This is a genomic window from Rhodococcus gordoniae (genome assembly GCF_001646655.1).
GTDB lineage: Bacteria > Actinomycetota > Actinomycetes > Mycobacteriales > Mycobacteriaceae > Rhodococcus > Rhodococcus gordoniae.
On record NZ_LPZN01000036.1, the window covers coordinates 1 to 18,002 of the forward strand.

The 18,002-nt window shown below is 65.3% G+C and carries 21 protein-coding genes, 1 tRNA gene and 1 pseudogene; 8 read left to right on the forward strand and 15 right to left on the reverse strand.

Translation table 11 applies throughout. The features are described from left to right. Positions 1-129 precede the first annotated feature (129 nt). The 4 genes from A8G18_RS14605 (at position 130) to A8G18_RS14620 (ending at position 3,601) form a co-directional block, all read left to right on the forward strand. A complete protein-coding gene (locus A8G18_RS14605) occupies positions 130-372 on the forward strand; it encodes a hypothetical protein (protein ID WP_016932038.1) in 243 nt (80 codons plus the stop codon). 484 nt (positions 373-856) lie between these two features. After that, a complete protein-coding gene (efeO, locus tag A8G18_RS14610; RefSeq protein ID WP_064064450.1) occupies positions 857-1,996 on the forward strand; it encodes an iron uptake system protein EfeO in 1,140 nt (379 codons plus the stop codon). Further along, entirely contained in the window at positions 1,993-3,249 is a 1,257-nt protein-coding gene (gene efeB, locus A8G18_RS14615) for an iron uptake transporter deferrochelatase/peroxidase subunit (RefSeq protein ID WP_064064451.1), read from the forward strand. The genes efeO and efeB overlap by 4 nt, the downstream gene beginning before the upstream one ends. 46 nt (positions 3,250-3,295) lie before the next feature. Next, entirely contained in the window at positions 3,296-3,601 is a 306-nt protein-coding gene (locus A8G18_RS14620) for a hypothetical protein (RefSeq protein WP_016932041.1), read from the forward strand. Positions 3,602-3,709: 108 nt separating this feature from the next. Here A8G18_RS14620 and A8G18_RS14625 read toward each other — a convergent pair whose 3' ends face one another. From A8G18_RS14625 to A8G18_RS22525, 7 genes are all read right to left on the reverse strand, one after another. Then, positions 3,710-4,261: a hypothetical protein gene (locus A8G18_RS14625; RefSeq protein WP_064064452.1), complete on the reverse strand. Its 552-nt coding sequence runs from the start codon at positions 4,259-4,261 to the stop codon at positions 3,710-3,712. A 61-nt stretch (positions 4,262-4,322) separates the two neighbouring features. Further along, complete coding sequence (locus tag A8G18_RS22840; protein ID WP_147290706.1) at positions 4,323-5,024, reverse strand: hypothetical protein; 702 nt, start codon at positions 5,022-5,024, stop codon at positions 4,323-4,325. Between the two features lie 254 nt (positions 5,025-5,278). Then, positions 5,279-5,488, reverse strand: a complete 210-nt coding sequence (locus tag A8G18_RS14635) for a hypothetical protein (RefSeq protein ID WP_209447033.1) — start codon at positions 5,486-5,488, stop codon at positions 5,279-5,281. A gap of 154 nt (positions 5,489-5,642) precedes the next feature. Beyond that, positions 5,643-5,840, reverse strand: a complete 198-nt coding sequence (locus A8G18_RS22845; RefSeq protein WP_147290705.1) for a hypothetical protein — start codon at positions 5,838-5,840, stop codon at positions 5,643-5,645. A gap of 152 nt (positions 5,841-5,992) precedes the next feature. After that, positions 5,993-6,193, reverse strand: a complete 201-nt coding sequence (locus A8G18_RS14645) for a hypothetical protein (protein ID WP_064064455.1) — start codon at positions 6,191-6,193, stop codon at positions 5,993-5,995. 58 nt (positions 6,194-6,251) lie between these two features. Continuing rightward, the gene (locus tag A8G18_RS14650) at positions 6,252-6,491 is read right to left on the reverse strand and encodes a hypothetical protein (RefSeq protein WP_064064456.1); all 240 of its coding nucleotides are present in this window, start codon (positions 6,489-6,491) and stop codon (positions 6,252-6,254) included. 77 nt (positions 6,492-6,568) lie between these two features. Beyond that, positions 6,569-7,447, reverse strand: a complete 879-nt coding sequence (locus A8G18_RS22525; protein WP_084421832.1) for a putative toxin-antitoxin system toxin component, PIN family — start codon at positions 7,445-7,447, stop codon at positions 6,569-6,571. Positions 7,448-8,063: 616 nt separating this feature from the next. Here A8G18_RS22525 and A8G18_RS22850 point away from each other — a divergent pair. Then, positions 8,064-8,732 (forward strand): hypothetical protein, encoded by a 669-nt coding sequence (locus A8G18_RS22850; RefSeq protein WP_147290704.1) that lies wholly within the window; start codon positions 8,064-8,066, stop codon positions 8,730-8,732. A gap of 94 nt (positions 8,733-8,826) precedes the next feature. Here the strand turns inward: A8G18_RS22850 and A8G18_RS22855 are convergent, their stop codons facing one another. Continuing rightward, entirely contained in the window at positions 8,827-9,003 is a 177-nt protein-coding gene (locus A8G18_RS22855; RefSeq protein WP_157100856.1) for a hypothetical protein, read from the reverse strand. 234 nt (positions 9,004-9,237) lie between these two features. After that, positions 9,238-9,312, reverse strand: a tRNA-Thr gene (locus A8G18_RS14665). A 145-nt stretch (positions 9,313-9,457) separates the two neighbouring features. On the opposite strand from A8G18_RS14665, the pseudogene A8G18_RS14670 reads away from it, so the two are divergent. After that, positions 9,458-10,855: pseudogene (locus A8G18_RS14670) on the forward strand (threonine/serine exporter family protein); the annotation flags it as partial. A 333-nt stretch (positions 10,856-11,188) separates the two neighbouring features. Here the strand turns inward: A8G18_RS14670 and A8G18_RS14675 are convergent. The 3 genes from A8G18_RS14675 to A8G18_RS14685 all read right to left on the reverse strand — a co-directional run bounded on the left by A8G18_RS14675 (position 11,189) and on the right by A8G18_RS14685 (position 13,837). Next, positions 11,189-11,425 carry an MbtH family protein gene (locus A8G18_RS14675; protein ID WP_006551884.1) on the reverse strand — a complete coding sequence of 79 codons (237 nt, stop codon included), beginning with the start codon at positions 11,423-11,425 and terminating at the stop codon, positions 11,189-11,191. Next, a complete protein-coding gene (locus tag A8G18_RS14680; protein ID WP_064064460.1) occupies positions 11,422-12,813 on the reverse strand; it encodes a lysine N(6)-hydroxylase/L-ornithine N(5)-oxygenase family protein in 1,392 nt (463 codons plus the stop codon). Before A8G18_RS14680 ends, A8G18_RS14675 begins: the two co-directional genes overlap by 4 nt. Positions 12,814-13,036: 223 nt before the next feature. Continuing rightward, on the reverse strand, positions 13,037-13,837 hold the full coding sequence (locus A8G18_RS14685; RefSeq protein ID WP_016932044.1) for an alpha/beta fold hydrolase: 801 nt from the start codon (positions 13,835-13,837) through the stop codon (positions 13,037-13,039). Between the two features lie 210 nt (positions 13,838-14,047). Here A8G18_RS14685 and A8G18_RS14690 point away from each other — a divergent pair, with 210 nt between their 5' ends. Together A8G18_RS14690 and A8G18_RS14695 are read left to right on the forward strand one after the other, a co-directional pair. Continuing rightward, entirely contained in the window at positions 14,048-14,257 is a 210-nt protein-coding gene (locus tag A8G18_RS14690; RefSeq protein ID WP_016932045.1) for a hypothetical protein, read from the forward strand. A gap of 37 nt (positions 14,258-14,294) precedes the next feature. Beyond that, positions 14,295-15,806, forward strand: coding sequence for an alpha,alpha-trehalose-phosphate synthase (UDP-forming) (locus A8G18_RS14695; protein ID WP_064064461.1), 1,512 nt, complete (start codon positions 14,295-14,297; stop codon positions 15,804-15,806). A 13-nt stretch (positions 15,807-15,819) separates the two neighbouring features. Here A8G18_RS14695 and A8G18_RS14700 read toward each other — a convergent pair whose 3' ends face one another. The 3 genes from A8G18_RS14700 to A8G18_RS14710 all read right to left on the reverse strand — a co-directional run. Beyond that, entirely contained in the window at positions 15,820-16,452 is a 633-nt protein-coding gene (locus A8G18_RS14700; RefSeq protein WP_064064462.1) for a hypothetical protein, read from the reverse strand. After that, positions 16,449-16,961, reverse strand: coding sequence for a hypothetical protein (locus tag A8G18_RS14705; RefSeq protein ID WP_064064463.1), 513 nt, complete (start codon positions 16,959-16,961; stop codon positions 16,449-16,451). Before A8G18_RS14705 ends, A8G18_RS14700 begins: the two co-directional genes overlap by 4 nt. After that, positions 16,961-18,002: MCE family protein (locus A8G18_RS14710; protein ID WP_064064465.1), on the reverse strand; the 1,042-nt coding region annotated here is incomplete at its 5' end. The genes A8G18_RS14705 and A8G18_RS14710, both read right to left, overlap by 1 nt.

Below are 18,002 nucleotides of genomic sequence, written 5' to 3' on the forward strand. Positions count from 1 at the left end.
CGTGGACGAAGTGGTATCGGGACGACCGAAACAAGCAAATAGGATATTTCACCCGGCCATCGTGTGATATCGGCGCGAATGATCCCTGTTCTCCGGTCGTTCCCTTCTCCCGATGGCATGATTCGAGTTATGGCCGGATCCTCGAACACTCCCCCGAAACCTGCTGTGGGCGCGAAGGTCGTCGTACGCGCGGGTGTCGCGGGCGACGATGCCTGCCGCGGCACGATCGTCGAAGACTTCGGTCCGGCCCAGGAAGCGGTGGGCGACCAGCTGGGCCGCGACTGGGCTCCGGTGCGCCGCTGGGCCGTGGCCCTCGAGGACGGACGGCTGATATTCGTCGACATGGACGCATTCGAGTCCTCGAAATCCTGACACCCGGCGCAGCCCCGGACTCCGGTGCAGCCCTGACATCCGACCCGTTCACATCTTTCGCATCGCTCGACAGCGGCGCTGTCGCGTGTGGGACGGAAGAAGAGACGGATGCGCCGACGCTCCTGCACGCCCGCGTCGGTCTGCGGACCTGACGTCGAACGGCACGACCGCATGCTTACGCCGGTCGCCGCTCCGTCCGGACATCGGCCGAAGCGCCGTCCGCCGGCCGTCGAGCGACGACTTCCCTGCATTCGTGGACCGGAGCCCCTCCCGCAGCAGTGTCGCCCGGGTGTATGTTGACGTTCCGATATCAAAGGTTCGCCTCACCTAAGCAGGAACGCTTCATGATGCCGTTCGCCGTCGATGCGCCGCCTCGAGCCTCGCAGCGGGTGCGGTCCGGCCGCGGCGGCGCAGCCGCCGGGGTGGCTGCGATCGTCCCGTTCTTGCCGCGACCTCACACGCTCGTCCCGAAAGGCTCTCGTAGATGCGCCGCACCACCTGCTTCCTCGCGTCGACCGCTGTCCTCCCGCTCGTCCTCGCCGGGTGCACCGAGAAAGCGACATCCGATCCGGGAGCCGTCTCGGTGACCGCGACGGATTCGTCCTGTGAGGTGTCCGCCACCGAGGGTGTCACAGGGCATTCGACGTTCACCGTCACCAACAACGGCTCGAAGATCACCGAGTTCTACGTATTCGCGGCCGGGGATCGTGCGGTGGGCGAGGTCGAGAACATCGGTCCGGGACTGACCCGGCAGCTCATCGTGAACATCCCCGAGCCCGGCGACTACGAACTGTCCTGCCGGCCGGACATGGCGGGCGAGGGCATCCGGCAACCGTTCACCGTGACGGGCGATTCGCAGGCCGCGACGGGCGCCGAGGACACGCTCACGGAGGCGGCCGACGGGTATCGCCGCTACATCCGGAGCGAGGCCGACGCGCTGGTCGCCGCCACCGGCGGGTTCGTCGCAGCGGTCCACGCGAACGACGTCGGCGAGGCGAAGCGGCTGTTTCCGCTCACCCGTACCCACTTCGAACGGATCGAGCCCGAGGCGGAGAGCTTCGGCGATCTCGATCCGCGTCTGGACCTGCGCGAAGCCGACCTCGAACCGGGGCAGGAGTGGACGGGCTTCCACCGTCTCGAGAAAGACCTGTGGGTGACCGGTCCGCAACCCGACACCGGCACGATCGCCGACCGGCTCGCTGCCGACGTCGCAGAGTTGGCCGCCCTGGTGAACGCGGAGGACTACGTCGTCGATCCCACCCGGATCGCAGGCGACGCGCAGGGTCTGCTCGACGAGATCTCCACGTCGAAGATCACCGGTGAGGAGGACATCTTCTCGCACACCGACCTGTACGACTTCCAGGCGAACGTCGACGGCTCGCAGGCCGCCGTCGCCGCAGTGCGACCGATCATCGACGAACACGACACGGCACTCGGCACCGCAATCGACGCCCGGTTCGCGGATCTCGATGCAGCACTGGCCCGATACCGGGTGGGTGACGGTTTCGTCTCGTACGACACGGTCACCGAGCCGCAGCGTCAGGAACTGTCACGACTGATCGATGCGCTGTCCGCCGAGGTGAGCAGGGTGCAAGGGGTCGTGGCGGAAGCGGCGGGCCTGTGACCGGCTCCGGCTCCTCCCCCCTCGTCTCGCGCCGCCGGTTGCTCGGCGCGGCAGGTGCCGGTGCCGTGCTCGCCGGAACCGGTGCGGTGGTCGGCCGCGTCACCGCTCCCTCACCGGAGAACGTGGCCGCCGAGGGTGTGGTCCCGTTCCGGGGCGAGCACCAGGCCGGAATCGTCACTCCCGCCCAGGACCGCATGCACTTCGTCGCCTTCGACGTGACCACACGCGACCGTGACGAACTGATCGCCTTGCTGAAGACGTGGACCTCGATGGCCGAACGGATGACCTCGGGGCTCGAGGCCACCGAGGACGGTGCGACCGGCGAGGGTATCCATCACCCGCCGAGCGATACCGGTGAGGCTCTGGACCTGGCGGCTTCCCGGCTGACTCTCACCATCGGCTTCGGACCGTCGTTGTTCGACGATCGCTTCGGCCTCGCACACCTGAAACCCGCCGCGCTGGTGGATCTTCCACATTTTCCCGCCGACAACCTGGATCCGGCCCGCAGTGGCGGTGACATCGCGATCCAGGCGTGCTCGGACGATCCGCAGGTCGCGGTCCACGCCATCCGCAATCTCGCGCGGGTCGCCTTCGGCACGGCCTCGGTGCGATGGTCGCAGCTGGGATTCGGCCGTACCTCCTCCACCTCGACGTCCCAGACCACGCCCCGGAACCTGTTCGGTTTCAAGGACGGCACGAACAACCTCAAGGCCGAGGATCCGCAGGCCCTCACCGAATCGGTGTGGGTGGCGCCGGACGACGACCAGGCATGGCTGGCGGGCGGAACCTATCTGGTGGCGCGGCGCATCCGGATGTTCATCGAACAGTGGGACCGGGCCGTGCTGGGCGAGCAGGAAGCGGTCATCGGACGCGACAAGCGGGAAGGTGCACCGCTCGGCCGGACGAACGAGTTCGACGAACTCGACCTCGAGTCGAGCGGCCCGGACGGTCCGTTCGTTCCCGCTACCGCCCACGTGCGGCTCGCGTCCGCTCAGCATCTCGGGGGCATCCGGATCCTGCGACGCGGCTACAACTTCACCGACGGATCCGACGGACTCGGCCACCTCGACGCCGGGCTGTTCTTCGTCGCCTTCTGCCGCAACCCGCTCGAACAGTTCGTGCCGATGCAACTCGAACTCGCACGGCACGACGGACTGAACGAGTACATCCAGCACGTCGGGTCGGCCGTCTTCGCATGCCCACCCGGAACGGTGGGTGAAGACTATTGGGGTCGGTCGCTGTTCGAGGCCTGACAACCCCGGGACGACAGCCGAGTACCGACCTGCGAGCGGAGGCCCCATGCACGAAGATCTACCCGTTCCCCCGGCTCCGCCCGTTCCCCCTCCTCCGCGCAACGGTGCCGGGACTGCGGCACTGATCGCAGGGATCGTCGCCCTCGTCTTCGCGTTCGTCCCCGTCATCGGGGACTTCGTCGCGATCCCTGTCGGGCTGGTCGCCGTGGTGTGCGGGTGGGTCGGACTCGAACGTGTCGACAAGGGCACGGCGACGAATCCTCGTGAGGCTCTGGTCGGTGCTTGTCTGGGTGCTGCGGCACTGTTCGCCGTCTTCGTGATCTTCGCAGCGGTTCACAGCACCACCGCATGAGACAGGCCCGCGCGCTGTACGCGACAGGCCTTCCGTGCCGAGCACGGGGAGACCTCGGTGGAGCCCCCCGAGGTGGGGCGCTTTGTCGGACCTGGTGTTGGCAGTCGCTCAAAGGCTTCCGCGTTGCTTCACCGACGTGATATTGGGCGCGCTGCCTATGTCGTCGGGAACGTCGAGTGCGTCGACCTTCAAGTGGACAAACTGAACGAGGGTGTCAAGGCCAGCGACCAAGCTGAGCACAGTCCACAGCCCAAGGAAGCCGCCGACCAGGGACACCACGCTGAAGACGACACGAGGCGCTGTCGGCGTAAAGCTAGACATCGCGATAAGCACGAGGACCGCAACGACTCCCAGAACTGCAGTGAAGAGGAACGGAGCAATGTACTTCACGGGATTGACTTGGATCGCCCGGAGCTTACGCAGGAACGGCTGGTCGAGGAACGCTACCTGGACGGAGATGCCGGCAACGACCGCGCCGATGATCACTCCGACCGCACCTGCCAACCATGGGCTGTTCGCTATCACGAGTTCCGGGCGATGCCACGCGAGGACACCTACCGCGACACCCCCGATACCTGCCAGCAGGAAGTCGAACCGGAGGATCTCGCTCAGCTTGAAATCGAGTGCTTGTCGCAGGTCCGCGGCAAATAACTTCGGCACTTAGATCACCCCTCGTCCGGTCGGATGGTACGCAGAGGGTCCGACATGTTGCCTCATGGCGTTACTTCGTCGCCACGTAGCTTGCCAGAGAGCTCTGGACAAGTTCCATTCCTCGCCGTAGATCGGTGCCGAACTCGGCGATCAGAGCAGAATCGGGACGTTGGTTACTGTTGAAGGTGGTCTCGTGCTGACCATCATCGGAGCGCGCCCACAAGTTGAGGGACGCATCTCCTGTCTCGAGCCCGATGAGCTTGTCCTCGAAATCCTGGGATCGCGTGTTGAGATACTCGTTCTTCGGAGCCTTGTACGTCTCTTCCATCATCGCGGCCCCGAGCTCTCTCATATGCTCTCGGTCCGAGTCGAGATCACGTCCCGGGTTCGAGAATTGGAGCTTACGCACCATTTTCACCACATTCGGATTCGTGCGGATCCAGTCCCTGACGGTCTTGCGCGAGATGACCAGATCGAACTCCCAGTCCGTCGGCCACAGATCGAGTTTCTTCACTGCCTCGTTGAGTACTGCGGCGAATCCATCGCGGAAGACCTGCTGCCGAATACTTTTCGATGTAGCAAAAGCCACCCATCTACCACCGCTAGAGAGGTCAATTGCGAACGGGACGACTGTGGTCGACGTCGCTCCGGTCGCATTCGTGGTTTCCCCTTTCACCCAACTCCACGAAGAGTCGTCGAACCTGCGGAACTCATCGACAACGTTGTAGCCCAGGACGCCCGTCAGGAATCGGCCGTGCGGGTCGATGGTCAAGTCGGCCGCGATCCATTCTCGACTTTCAGTCCTACTCAGTTGCGTCGTTGCCCGTGTGAGACGACTTTCTGCGAGCGCTGCAAGGTCTTCGGCAAACGTGCGTTCGCCGAGGGCGGTCTGACCGGCCCTCACCCTGCGGTTGATTCGGCCAAAAAGCACTGTTCGAGTACGAGCCACCGGCTGAAGATATCTGGTGGCCCGCTGAGGGAGCACACTGACGCCCTGTTCGGATCGCTCACGCCCATAGGGATGCGTTACGGGCGGACGATCTCCCGCGACCAACGCTGGATCGTATTTGTCGACATGCCAGTGAGCATGCTCATCTCGCGGACTGATCCGCCGGCCAACAATCCGGAAACAACGGCGGCCCGCAACTCGACTTCTGCATCGTCGAGGGCACGCATCGCGGCGAGGATGCGCGCCCGCTCCGGATCAGGAATCAGTCCACGCTTCTGCGGAGTCACTCGGACGACGGTACTTCTTCGTCCCTGTGCTGCCAGCATCACTCACCTTCATTCCGTACCCGTCGATTGCAGTGCCACATCCTGCCGAGTTTGGCCTTGGAGTACTTCCGGGTGGCCGCGATCCCGCCGGAATGGCAGGGGGCGTTACAGAACTTCATGCCCTCTCCTCTTCCGACTCGACCATGCAGACCTCCCGGCCCACAGGGTCGAGGTCGGTGATCGAAGAGCACTGGTGACACAACGATCCGGTGCCCTGGTTGATCGCCGACTCCGCAGCTTCCTCTTTCGAATCCGCTTCGAGGAAGACGGTGTGGCTGACCGACTGCGTCAGGACTACGGCGTACTGGGGCATGTCACCATCCTCCCACAAGGTGTAGCGATTATCGCTACGTATCCGCTCCGTAACTGCCTTCGCGGGACACGCCCGGTCCATAATCGTTTCCGAGACAACGACCACCACACTCCCAGAGAGCGGTGGTCGTATAGGTCAAGTGTGGCAGGGAGTCAGGCCTCGTCGCTTCCTGGAGTCGCATCGACAAACGCGATACCGCTGCCACCTTCCAGTTTCGTATTGACGATCTCGTCGATCGCTTTCTTCCAGTGGATCCGGACGCGCTCGGGGTCTTCACCCTTTTCGATCCGGAGGAGGATGTCGCGTTGCGCAATGCGCATCGCTTCACCGGTGTCGATCTCGTACTTGTTCATGCTCTCTTCATCCCTGCCCTGTCCGGCTCGTTACAGGCGTCTGGTGTTTTGTCTGCGCCTAGTTGGGTTCGTCTGCGAGCGGGCCGCGACTGCGGCGATCTTCCTCCCGCAGAATGTCCGCAGCTTGGGGATCTAGGACGTCCAGGATCTGCATGAGCGCGTCCAGTCGGCCTTCGACCCACTGCTCGTTCGAGTCGCCCTCTTCCTTGAGCGCCTTCCTCCTCATCGTGTAGGCGATCTCCACTTGGCTCTTCACATGGTCGCGCAGGCCCTCGATCGTGACCCCATCGTTGATCATCGACCCATCATGGATCAGATGCTCGTGCGAAGTAGCCGATTCTCGTATACCAGCAACGATCCGCCCCATAGGTAGCGTCACTGGATGAGTCGGTAGCCGAAGGCGCGCCACTTACCTAGTTCAAGTCCGGGCGGATCGTCGAGATCATGACAGTGCCGCATGATCAGGATCGCCGTGTCAGGTGGAAGCAAAGCCGATCCAGCAACGCGCACATTGTCCCCAGGATCGGGCGGAAGTTTGACCAAGGCGGTATCGAGCGACTCGAAGTGAGGTCGGCTGGTCATGCCACGATTCGCAAGCTGCCGTCGAGCAAGACGAAGATCACGACGCCAAGCCCTGAGTGACTCAGGCGCAACGACGAGTGGAAGCAGTCTTTTTGCATCCCGCTCCTGCAACACCGCCAGGAAGGTTGATGCGGCTCGGATTACGGCGCCGGCACCATGAGTTTCCGCATCTTGCAGAGCATGACCTGCACTTCCGGGTAGGTACCCTGCACCCCACGGATGCCGGTACCGGATCGCGTGCATCGCGTCGGCAGTGGTACGCGCATCGAGGCCTGCGTGTTCGATATGGAGAACGTCGTTGTCATCGGACACGAGGATGTGCGCGGCGCCGTCCTCGAAAACCGCGACGAGATAGTCATCCTTCGGATCCCGGCACACTTTGGGAATCAGATCGTCGGGCCGGTCTGCAACCGAATCCGCAGTCAAGATCAGCGCATCGATAAGGTCGTGCACCTCGTCCTCGGTAATGTGCCGGCGGAACTTACGCCGCATCAGCACCTGTTCGATTTCATCTAACAGCCGCGGAGAGACGACGAGGTCGACGAACCCGCCCATTACCAGATCGAGCAGCTCGGCAGCCGCACCATTCCTGGCAATGACAGAACGAACGAACACATTTGTATCGAGCACCACCCGAAACCGGTTCGATGATGCCAGTTCCTGATCGTCCAACGCCTACCGTCGCCGTTTCCAACCGAGGAAGCCCGATGCGATCTTCTCCTCACGCATCTCTTCCCGCTCCCCCTCGACGATCTTTTCGGCCTCGGCGTCACTGACAGAAACTCGCTCGACTGCTCGACCCCGCACGGTTCTGAGAACAGCACGACCCAACGCTCGATCATCTGCGGCCGCGCCGTATCGCTGCACCAACCGACGCCGAGCAGCGGCCCGGCGCTCCTCCATCCTCGCGTCAGTCATGGCAGTCCCACCTCGTTACCTCTCGACGTCTCGCAATCGTACCGCCTGGCACATCCCAGACAACGGTCTCCGCAGGCACCTATGAAGGATGCGTTGCGAGCGGGCCAGGCGGTTCATGGCAGACCGTTGGATACGCTATATGGCGCCGCACTTGCGCGCGGATAGAACGATGCCCCGGAAGGTGCTGATGACACCCCCGGGCATGGCCGGCTAGCTAGGAGTCGACATGTCCAATGGTAGGTCGAAGTCCTGCGTCTTTTGCGGGGAAGCGCCACCGGCGGTGAAGATGACCAATGAGCACGTCCTGCGAAACTGGTTTCGACAGCACATGAGCGGGCCGGACACCCGACTCCGGCACAGGTCATGGTGGATGGATGAGGCGACCGGCACGAGGCAGGTCGATCACCGAGATGTCGGATTGAACCCCTGGGAAGTCACCGTCAAACGAGTTTGCGCTCCCTGCAACAACGGGTTTCTCAATGATGAGATTGAAAAACCGATCGAAACCACCCTGTTGCGGCTAATGCGGGGACAACTCACCCGACTCGATCCGGAGGATCAAAAGCTGATTGCCATCTGGGCGTGGAAGACATCACTCGTTCGAGCGCTTGCAGATTCAGGGCCGACAACCATTCCTGATTCAGACTTCCGGTACCTACGTGAGCGGATCGAGCCGCCATCTCACGTTCGAGTTTGGCTCGGAAGTTGCGAAGCTCCTGAAGACACGTGGACCAGGCATAGTCGGTTCACCATCGCCCAGGGCCCTGTCGGCCCCAGCCATGGCTACATCACCACACTTGCATTGGGGAACCTGCTTCTCTTCATCTGGAGCGGCCCCGAAGAATTCCTCGCCCTCGTGGAAGGGTCCATTTGGCCCGCCCTGGACGTAAAAGTGGCGCAAGTGGCTCGCGTCATCTGGCCTGTGCAAGACACGATTCGCTGGCCCTCACTGCCCCGTATGTACCAGTACGAGTTTCACGCCCTGACTGATCAGATCCTCCAATACGCCCTGAATACGGCCGATGTAGGCGGGATTTGAACCCGTGGGGACCGCTCGCAGTTGTATAGAGCGGTCCCTGGATCCTTCCGGCTGCACACACTACGCACCAACCACGGTATGCATCACGAACAGTTCAGAGACTCCGCCGGAGGATCGGTGCCATCCGTGCTGCGAGCCACTGCGCGTAGTACTCGTAGCCTGCCGCGTCGGCGTGCGTCGCATCAGAGCTCATGCACTTGTCGGCATTCCCGTCGGCCTTGAGGCTGTTCGTGCATCCGGTACCGGAGAACACCGGAGCTGCGGCCGACATGGAGTCGATGAACGGGATACCTTCCGTCGTTCACACGGCCTTGACGTCGTCGCGAACCTCCAGGATCGCTGCGCTGGGAGTGTGCGTACACCGGGGACGTCGCAACGATCTTCACCTCGACGAGGTGGCGCGCCGCCTCGAAGAGATGTGGGCGAAATGTGGGCAGAAGTGAAATCAGGGCCGCTCCCCTTTTGGAGAAACGACCCCTGACCTGCACCGCAGCATCTTTACTAGTGGAGCCCCCTGTCAGGATTGAACTGACGACCGCTCGCTTACAAGGCGAGTGCTCTACCACTGAGCTAAGGAGGCACTGAACTCGAAGGCCGCGGACGACCCGTGAGCGACGCCATCATATAGCGCGTCACACTCTCGGCGCGCACCCACCCGCCTTCGTTACGGTGGATTCCATGCCCGCCTTCTCCGTTTCCCCCAGCCGTACCGGAGGCCGCGGACGGTGATCCGCTTCGACGACTTCCTCGATCGGGTTCTCGGTACCCGCCGCGCGACCATCGACGCGGTCACCGAAGCACCGGCCCCACTGCAGCCGATCGATCTGACCGACGATGCGGTGGTCGCCGAGGCACTCGACGTGGCCGTGCGCGTCGGTGAGGTTCTTCTCGCCTCGGGCACGGGTGCGATCGACACCGCCGAGCAGGTGCGGTTCGTCGCCGCCACCTACGGTCTGGCGCAGTGCGACGTCGATGTCACCTACAACTCGATCGTGCTGTCGGCCTATCGCGGACCGACGATGCCGCCGTCGAGCACGATGCGGGTGGTGCACTACCGCTCGATGGACTTCACGCGACTCGCGGCTGTCGACCGCCTGACCCGCCGCATCCGCCGCGACGCGATCTCCCCCGCACAGGCGCACGAGGAACTGCTCGCCATCACCACCAAGGCGCATCCGTACAACCGCTGGGTGGCGACGATCGCGTGGTCGGCCATGGCCGCGTCGATCGCCGTGCTCCTCGGCGGCGACGCGCTGGTCGCTCTCGTCGCCTTCGGCTCGACCTTCGTCATCGACCGCGTCAACCGCAAACTCAACGCGGCCGGCCTGCCGTTCTTCTTCCAGCACCTGGTGGGCGGCATCATCGCCACGGCCCCCGCGATCACGCTGTACGGCATACGGGAGACCATCGGCGTCGAAGTCTCCCCCGGACTGATCATCGCGGCCGGGGTGACGGTGCTGCTGTCCGGGCTGTCGCTCGTCGGGTCGGTGCAGGACGCCATCACCGGTGCCCCGATCACGGCGTCGGCGCGCTTCTTCGAGGTGCTGATGATGACGGGCGGGATCATCGCGGGCGTCGCGACGACCCTGCGGATCGCCTCGGTGTTCGGCGCCGAACTTCCCCTCATCAGCTACGAAGCCCTACCCGACCTCACGCAGCTGCCGACGAAGATCCTCGCCGGCGCCGCGGCTGCGCTGTTCTACGCCCTCGCCTGTTACGCCGAGCGTCGGGCCCTCACGGTCGCCGCGCTTGCCGGCGCCACCGGCAGCCTGGGCTACCAGCTCGCGCTCGGACTGTCGCTCGGCCCCATCATCTCGTCGGCCCTCGCCGCGACCACCATCGGTTTCGCGGGTGGTCTGATGGCCCGCCGCGCGCTCACGCCGCCGCTGGTCGTCGCGGTCGCCGGCATCACGCCGCTGCTGCCCGGTCTCGCCCTGTACCGCGGCCTCTACGCCATGCTCCGCAACCAGATGTCCACCGGCATGACGGCGCTGTTCTCGGCGTTCGGCATCGGGTGTGCGCTCGCTGCCGGTGTCACGCTCGGGGAATGGCTCGCCCGCCGCACCCGGAACCCGCGGGGTCTCCTCCGGGTCGGCGCGCTGCGCCGCCCGCAACTGCGGCGGATCCCCCGGATCCGGCTCGACAAGAACCGCCCGGTGTGGCGACCGGCGCCGGGGCCCGCCACGGGTCCGATCCCGGTGAGGTCGCTGCACACCGGACCGATACCCACCGCTCCCGGAACCGGACCGATCGCGACAGGACCGATCGCGACGGGTCCGATCGCGACAGGACCCATACCCACCGGCCCGATCGGGTCGGGTCCGCTGGCGACGGGTCCGATCCCCGTCACTTCGCAGGGGTCGTCGGGCCGGGAGTCCGGATCGTCCGTACAAACGACGAGAGCCACGCTGCGCTTTCGGCGCGGACGTGACTCTCGGCGGATCTGACGGAAGCGTTCAGCTGCCCTGGCGGGCCTTCTCGTCGGCTTCCATTGCGTCGCGAAGGCTCTTCGGACGCATGTCGGTCCAATTCTGCTCGACGTACTCGACGCAAGCGGCGCGCGACTCTTCGCCGAATACCACCCGCCACCCCTGCGGAACCTCGGCGAAGGTCGGCCACAGCGAGTACTGCTCCTCATCGTTGATGAGGACGTAGAAGCGGCCGTCTTCGTCGTCAAATGGATTCGTGCTCATCTCGCCTCACTTGTTGCGTAGGTGTGATGGTCCGATATCCTACCAAGCTCGTCGATTCCGCCCCCGGCTCCGGGCAGGCGAAGCTCCCGGCGTTCGACGATCGAGGTCAGGATCTCCCCCGCGCGGATTGCTGCGTTGGACAGCAGCGACGCGGTCGGACCGTGTGTCTTCTCGGTGCCGCCCTGCAGGTAGATGTCGGCCGTGATGCCCTCGAGCAGCGGCAGACGGTAGTCGCGGGCGACGGACAGGACGGGAGATTCGGGCGCGAGATCGCCGAGCAGCGGCTGCAGGGATGTCGGTTCGAAGCCGGTCGCGAGGACCACCGCGTCGCACTCGAGCGTCTCGATGTCACCTTCGAGATTGTTGCGGACCTCGACGGTGACCCCTCCGTCGTACTCGATCGCCGCCACGACCTCCGAGGCACGACGCAGGAACAGGCGGCGGCGGCCGCTGACCCGCTCGCGGTACTCGGTCGCGTACAGGGCCTCGATGAGTTCCGGGGACACGACCGAGTAGTTGGTGCTGCGGTGCAGGGCGAGCAGACGCTCTCGCTCCGACAGCGGGGCCGCATGCAGTTCGTCCACGACCTGCGGGTCGAAGATGCGGTTCGCGTACGGGCTGTCGTCGGCGGGGCTGTATCCGAAGCGGTTGAAGATGTTGTGGACCTCGGCGTGCGGGTAGTGCGTGTGCAGGTACTGCACGACCTCGGCGGCGCTCTGTCCGGCACCGACCACCACGAAGCGCTGGTGGTGTGGCTCCGGCATGTCTTCGATGTGGACGAGGAAGTGGTGGTTGTGGAAGCAGCGGGCCGACGCGGTCGCCCACTTCGGGAGGCGGGCGCGCAACCCGACCCCGACCACGATGCTGTGCGCGTACACGACGTTTCCATCGGCGGTCCGCACGGCGACGAGGTCGGCGACCCCGTTGTGGTTGTGGACGGTCTCGACCGAGACCACCTCGGTTCCGTAGCGGACGTCGGCGTCGACACGCGTGGCCGCCCACTGCAGGTAGTCCTGGAACTCGTGGCGCGTGGGGAAGAACGTCTGGTGATTGACGAAGTCCACGAGACGGCCACGATCGTGCAGGTAGGAGAAGAAACTGTACGAGCTCGTGGGGTTGCGGAAGGTGACCAGATCCTTGGGGAACGCGATCTGCATCGTGGCGCCCTCGAGCAACATGCCCGGGTGCCAGGCGAAGGCCGACTGCCGTTCGAAGAAGCGTGACCGGATCGCCGCGGAGGGATTGTCGGTGTTGTGCTCCTCGACGGCGATCGCGAGCGCCAGGTTCGAGGGGCCGAAACCGATACCGACGAGGTCGAAGACGTCTCCTTGCGAGTTGCCCTCCGACCTCCCCGCGTCATCGGCGACAAGGCTGGAACGGTCGGTCATCACTCAACTTTCGTACTAGGGGGGCCGGAGCGGCCCGTGATCGGTTCGTACGAGACTCGAAGGTAGCCCAGGCTAACCTTTGTTTGGCGAGCGTACCAGTGCCCGACGGTCTGCAGGGACGTCCCGATCGCAAGGACCCTCGTCGCAGTCCACAGACGACGGGCGCGGTGGATCGTCGCCGATTCCACCGCGCCCGCTTACGGATTCCCCCTGCGGAGCTTCCTCACGAACCCAGGAAGTCCACCAGGATCTTGTTGACCGCCTCGGGCCGCTCGAGATAGCCGTAGTGCCCCGCGTCCGGGATCTCCTCGTAACGCGCACCCGGGATGGCGTCCGCCACCTCGCGCGACAGGTAGGCCGGGATCATCCGGTCGTCGGCGAACCCGACCGCCAGGCACGGCACCGTGATGTCCCGGTAGGCCGCGCGCCGGTCGAAGTCGCGGTCCATGCCGAGCTGCGCGCGCACACCCGCCGACACCTTTCCGCCGCTGAATTCGAAGACGTCCAGCCAGTCGCGAGCGGTGTGCTCATCGGCCAGCGACGCCGGCGACAGATTCATCACGGCCGTCACGGCGGCCTGATACTTCGGCGGCAACTCGACACCGCTGTCGTAGAGCTGCCGCTCCCCCTCGGTGAGCGTCAGCTGGAACTGGTCCATGCGGGCGTGCCCGGCGAGGAAGGCGGCCTTGCGGACCAGGTCCGGGCGGGCGAGCGCCAGCTCCTGCGCTACACGCGCACCCATCGACGTGCCGATCACATAGGCCGGACCGCCGAGCAGTTCGATCAACCCGGCCGTATCCTTCACCAGGTCGTCGATGGTCATCCCGCCGAGGCTCTCGCCCGACGGCGCGATGCCGCGGTTGTCGAAGGTGGCGACCCGGTAGCCGGCCTTCACGAGCGCGGGCACCTGGTGCAGGTCCCACACGCGTCCCGGACTGCCCGTGCCCATGATGAGGACGACGAGATCACCCGTCCCCTTGACCTGGTAGTTCAGCGGGATGCCGTTCACGGTGGCGATGGGCATGAATACCTTCCTCGACGAAAGCGCGGTGGTGCGCCGCGGGTCGGCGCCGTGACGTCGTGTCCTGCGAGTACACGCCGCACGTACACGGGGCGCTGCGCTCACACACGACCGTCCTACGGTACCGCGACGGAGAACTGCAGGACCGCGCCAGGACGGTCCACGGAAGGCGGGTGGCGGCGAGCTGTCCGATTCTCCTAGAGTCGAAGGACGATGCGTGCTCGCACAGAGCAGCGACCCCGGGAGGACATCATGGCCGCGGACCCGACCACCGCGAACGACATCGCCGACGAGGATCTCGAACCCGTCGCCGACGAAACCGCACGACAGGCGCAGCGAGTCGTCGCCGCCTACGCAGAGAACGCGGACGAATGCCGCATGCTGCTGGCGATGCTCGGCATCGGCCCCAGCGACAAGCACTGACGAGCACCACACCACCCGGCCGAAAGAGGACCAGAACGTGACAGCAGGCGAAGCGGACGCAGCGGGGAACCATGACTCGCATGCCGGGTCGGACTTCGTGGTCGTCGCCAATCGCCTGCCGGTCGATCTCGAACGGGTTCCCGACGGCACCACCCGCTGGAAGCGCAGCCCCGGTGGGCTCGTCACCGCGCTCGAGCCGATCCTGCGGTCGAACAACGGTGCCTGGGTCGGCTGGGCCGGCGTGGCCGACGCCGAGTCCGGCATCATCGTCGAGGACGGCCTCACCCTGCATTCGGTGCGGTTGAGCACCGAGGACATCGCCGACTACTACGAGGGGTTCTCCAACGCCACCCTGTGGCCGCTCTACCACGACGTGATCGTGCGGCCGGAGTACCGGCGCGAATGGTGGAACTCCTACGTCGAGATCAACCGGCGTTTCGCCGAGGAGACCGCCGAGGCCGCCGCGGAGGGCGCGACCGTCTGGATCCAGGACTACCAGCTGCAGCTGGTGCCGAAGATGCTGCGGATGCTTCGCCCCGACCTGACGATCGGGTTCTTCCTGCACATCCCGTTCCCGCCGATCGAACTGTTCATGCAGTTGCCGTGGCGCACCGAGATCGTCGAGGGGCTCCTCGGCGCCGATCTCATCGGCTTCCACCTCCCCGGCGGTGCACAGAACTTCCTGTACCTCGCACGACGCCTGGCGGGAGCGCAGACCTCGCGCGGCAACATCGGCATCCGGTCGAAGCTCGGCGTGGTCCAGGTCGGCTTCCGGTCGGTGCGCGTGGGCGCCTTCCCCATCTCCATCGAGTCGGGCCGGCTCGACCAGCAGTCGCGGAGCAAGGCGATCCGCGACCGCGCCAAGGCGTTGCGCAAGGAACTCGGCAATCCGAAGAAGATCCTGCTCGGTGTCGACCGGCTCGACTACACGAAGGGCATCGACGTGCGGCTCGATGCGGTGCACGAACTTCTTGCCGAGGGCCGCATGGACCCGAAGGACACCGTGATGGTGCAGCTCGCCACCCCGAGCCGGGAACGCGTCGATTCCTATGTCCACATGCGCGGCGAGATCGAGCGGACGGTCAGTCGCATCAACGGCGAGTACGCCGAGGTGGGACGCCCGGTGGTGCACTACATCCACCGCCCCGTCCCCCGCGACGAGCTCATCGCGTTCTTCGTCGCTGCCGACGTCATGTTGGTGACCCCGCTGCGCGACGGCATGAATCTCGTCGCCAAGGAGTACATCGCATGTCGCAGCGATCTCGGCGGTGCGCTGGTGCTCAGCGAATTCACCGGTGCCGCAGCAGAACTGCGCCAGGCCCTCCTGTGCAACCCGCACGACCTCGACGACGTCAAGGACAAGATCCAGGCGGCGATCGAGGTGCCGCGCGAGGACGGTCGTAAGAGGATGCGAGCCCTGCGCCGTCAGGTACTCACCCACGACGTGAATCGTTGGGCCCGTTCGTTCCTCGACACTCTCGCCAACACCGGCGCTGCCGGGCGCGCCCTGATCGCGCCCGACGAGGTCGGCGAACCCGACCCGTCCTGACGGCTCTCTGCTCCTAGATCGGAGTCAGCCGGCCCACGAGCCAGCGTCCGTCCTGCTTTTCGAGTTCGACGCGCACCCGGCTGCCACTGCTCACCGCTTCGGGGTTCTCCGAACTCGTCGTGATCTGGTTGAGGAACAGCAGGGTCACGGCGTTGTCGGCGTCGGCGGAGACCACCGAGGACGCCTGCACGCTCACCTGGACGCTGATCGCTTTCTCCTTGGCGCCCGGCGCGATGATGTTCTTCATCAGATTCGTGTACTCGTCGCGGAAGTCGCCGGTGAGGCCTTCCGCGGCGGCTTCGATCTGCGCGTCCACCTGGTCGTGGGTGTAGGCGAGCATCGCGACCGCCTGTTCCTCCGCCGCGACCCGCGCCTCGGTCCGCGCCGTCTCGGCGGCGGACTGCTGGACGGCGCCGTAGGCGAGCCAACCCACCAGTACCGCGAAAACCAGCGCCACGATCGACAATCCGATCGCGATGTGCGGAAGGTACGAGGCCTGCGAATCCGATGTGGGGTCCGAGGCAGGGGCGTCGGGGGTGGGAGTCTCCGCGGTGGTGGATCCGCCGCCCGTGTCCACAGCCTGACCCGACACGGCTTCGTCGGTCGTCTTGTCGAGCGTCACGCGATCGTCCTTCTCGTCGGTCACGGCACGAACTCCACCTTCGATGCCAGCAATTTCCCGTTCTCGTCGCAGATCGTCACCCGCAGACGGAAGTCGCGTGCTTCGGGTTCGGCCTGATCGGCGTTGCTCACCATCGCACGGGAAGCGACGAGCGACGACGCGCACGTGCCGTCCTCGTTCTGGATTCCCGCTTCGAGGACCTCACCGGTGGTGTCGACCCCGGCCTGCTGCACGACCTCCACGAAAGGCCCTTCGCGGCCCTCGAACTCGGCCGCGAAGTCGCCCGTCGCGCCTTCGAGCAGACGTGCGACGTCGGCGTCGGCGGAATCGGCGCTGATCGTGGTCAGGTTGAGCACCGTCTGCCGCGCGGCCTGCAGGTACGCCTCCCGCTTCTCGTCGCGTTCGTTCGCGGACTGCCTGTCGACGATGAGCCAGGCACCGGCCGCGACGAGCGCGACGACCAGTACGGACGCGATCACCGCGACCGGCTTCGCCCATGCCGGCCTCGTCTTCTTGTCGATCTCGTCCGTCATCAGCCCTGCTGCGCCTTCATGTAACTCTCCAAGCTCCGATCTCCACCGAGGTCGGCATGTGTGTACACGGTGCCGTCGGGACCAATGTACGTCCCGGTCTCCGGATCGATCCGTCGCGCCGCGACCCCGGCGGGAGCCGTGTCGCCGCGCTCACCGTAGGAAGCGGGTGTGGGTGCGACGTTCTCCGAGGCCACCGGTGTCGGCGGTCCGGTCCACGGATTGTCCGAATAGGTAGGGCTGTATCCGGTGCGGCACATCTCCGGTGTCGGTGCCCGACGACCCGGATATTCCATGCACGGCACGTTCCGGGCGCCGCGGACCGCGTTCGGATAATCCTGCGGCAGTTGACAGAAGATGTCGCCGGGTGTGTCGACCACGGAGGTATCGGCCGGACTGCGCCACTGCTCCGGCGGCACGAAGCCTGCCAGGCACGGCGGCGGATCGTTGACCTGCAGGTGGAAGTCCACCACGGCGCCGTCCTCGGGCGGGCCGGCACCGGCGGCCGTGATCAGAGCCGTCGTCATCGGCGGGTACAGCACCAGGATCTGCTCGATGCCGGCGTTGTAGACCACGCCCACCTCGCCGACACTCACCAGATTCGCGAGCAGCAACGGCAAGGTCGGTTTCAGTTCCTGCAACAGGGATTCGGTTTCGGCCGCGGCACCCGGTCCGACGTCGAGCAGGGCTCGCAGGTCGGGGTCGCTCTCGCGCAGGCGGTCGGTGAAGGTGACCATGTCACGCGTCCACGACCGGATCGCATCGCTCGTGACCACCTGCGTGTCGAGCAACGGACCGATCTGATCGATCAGCTGTCGTGTCTCGGCGCTGTTCGCCGAGGCCTCCTGGACGAACAGGCGTGTCGAGTCGATCAGTTCCTGCAGTTCGGGTCCGGAACCGTTGAACGCGGCGAACGCCTCGTCCACGACGGTCTGCAGCCGGGTGTCGCTGATCGAGGCGAGCAACACGTCGGCCTGGTCGAGCAGGGCACCGACCTCCTGCGGCACGCTCGTGCGGTCGACCGGGATCACGTCGCCGTCGGCG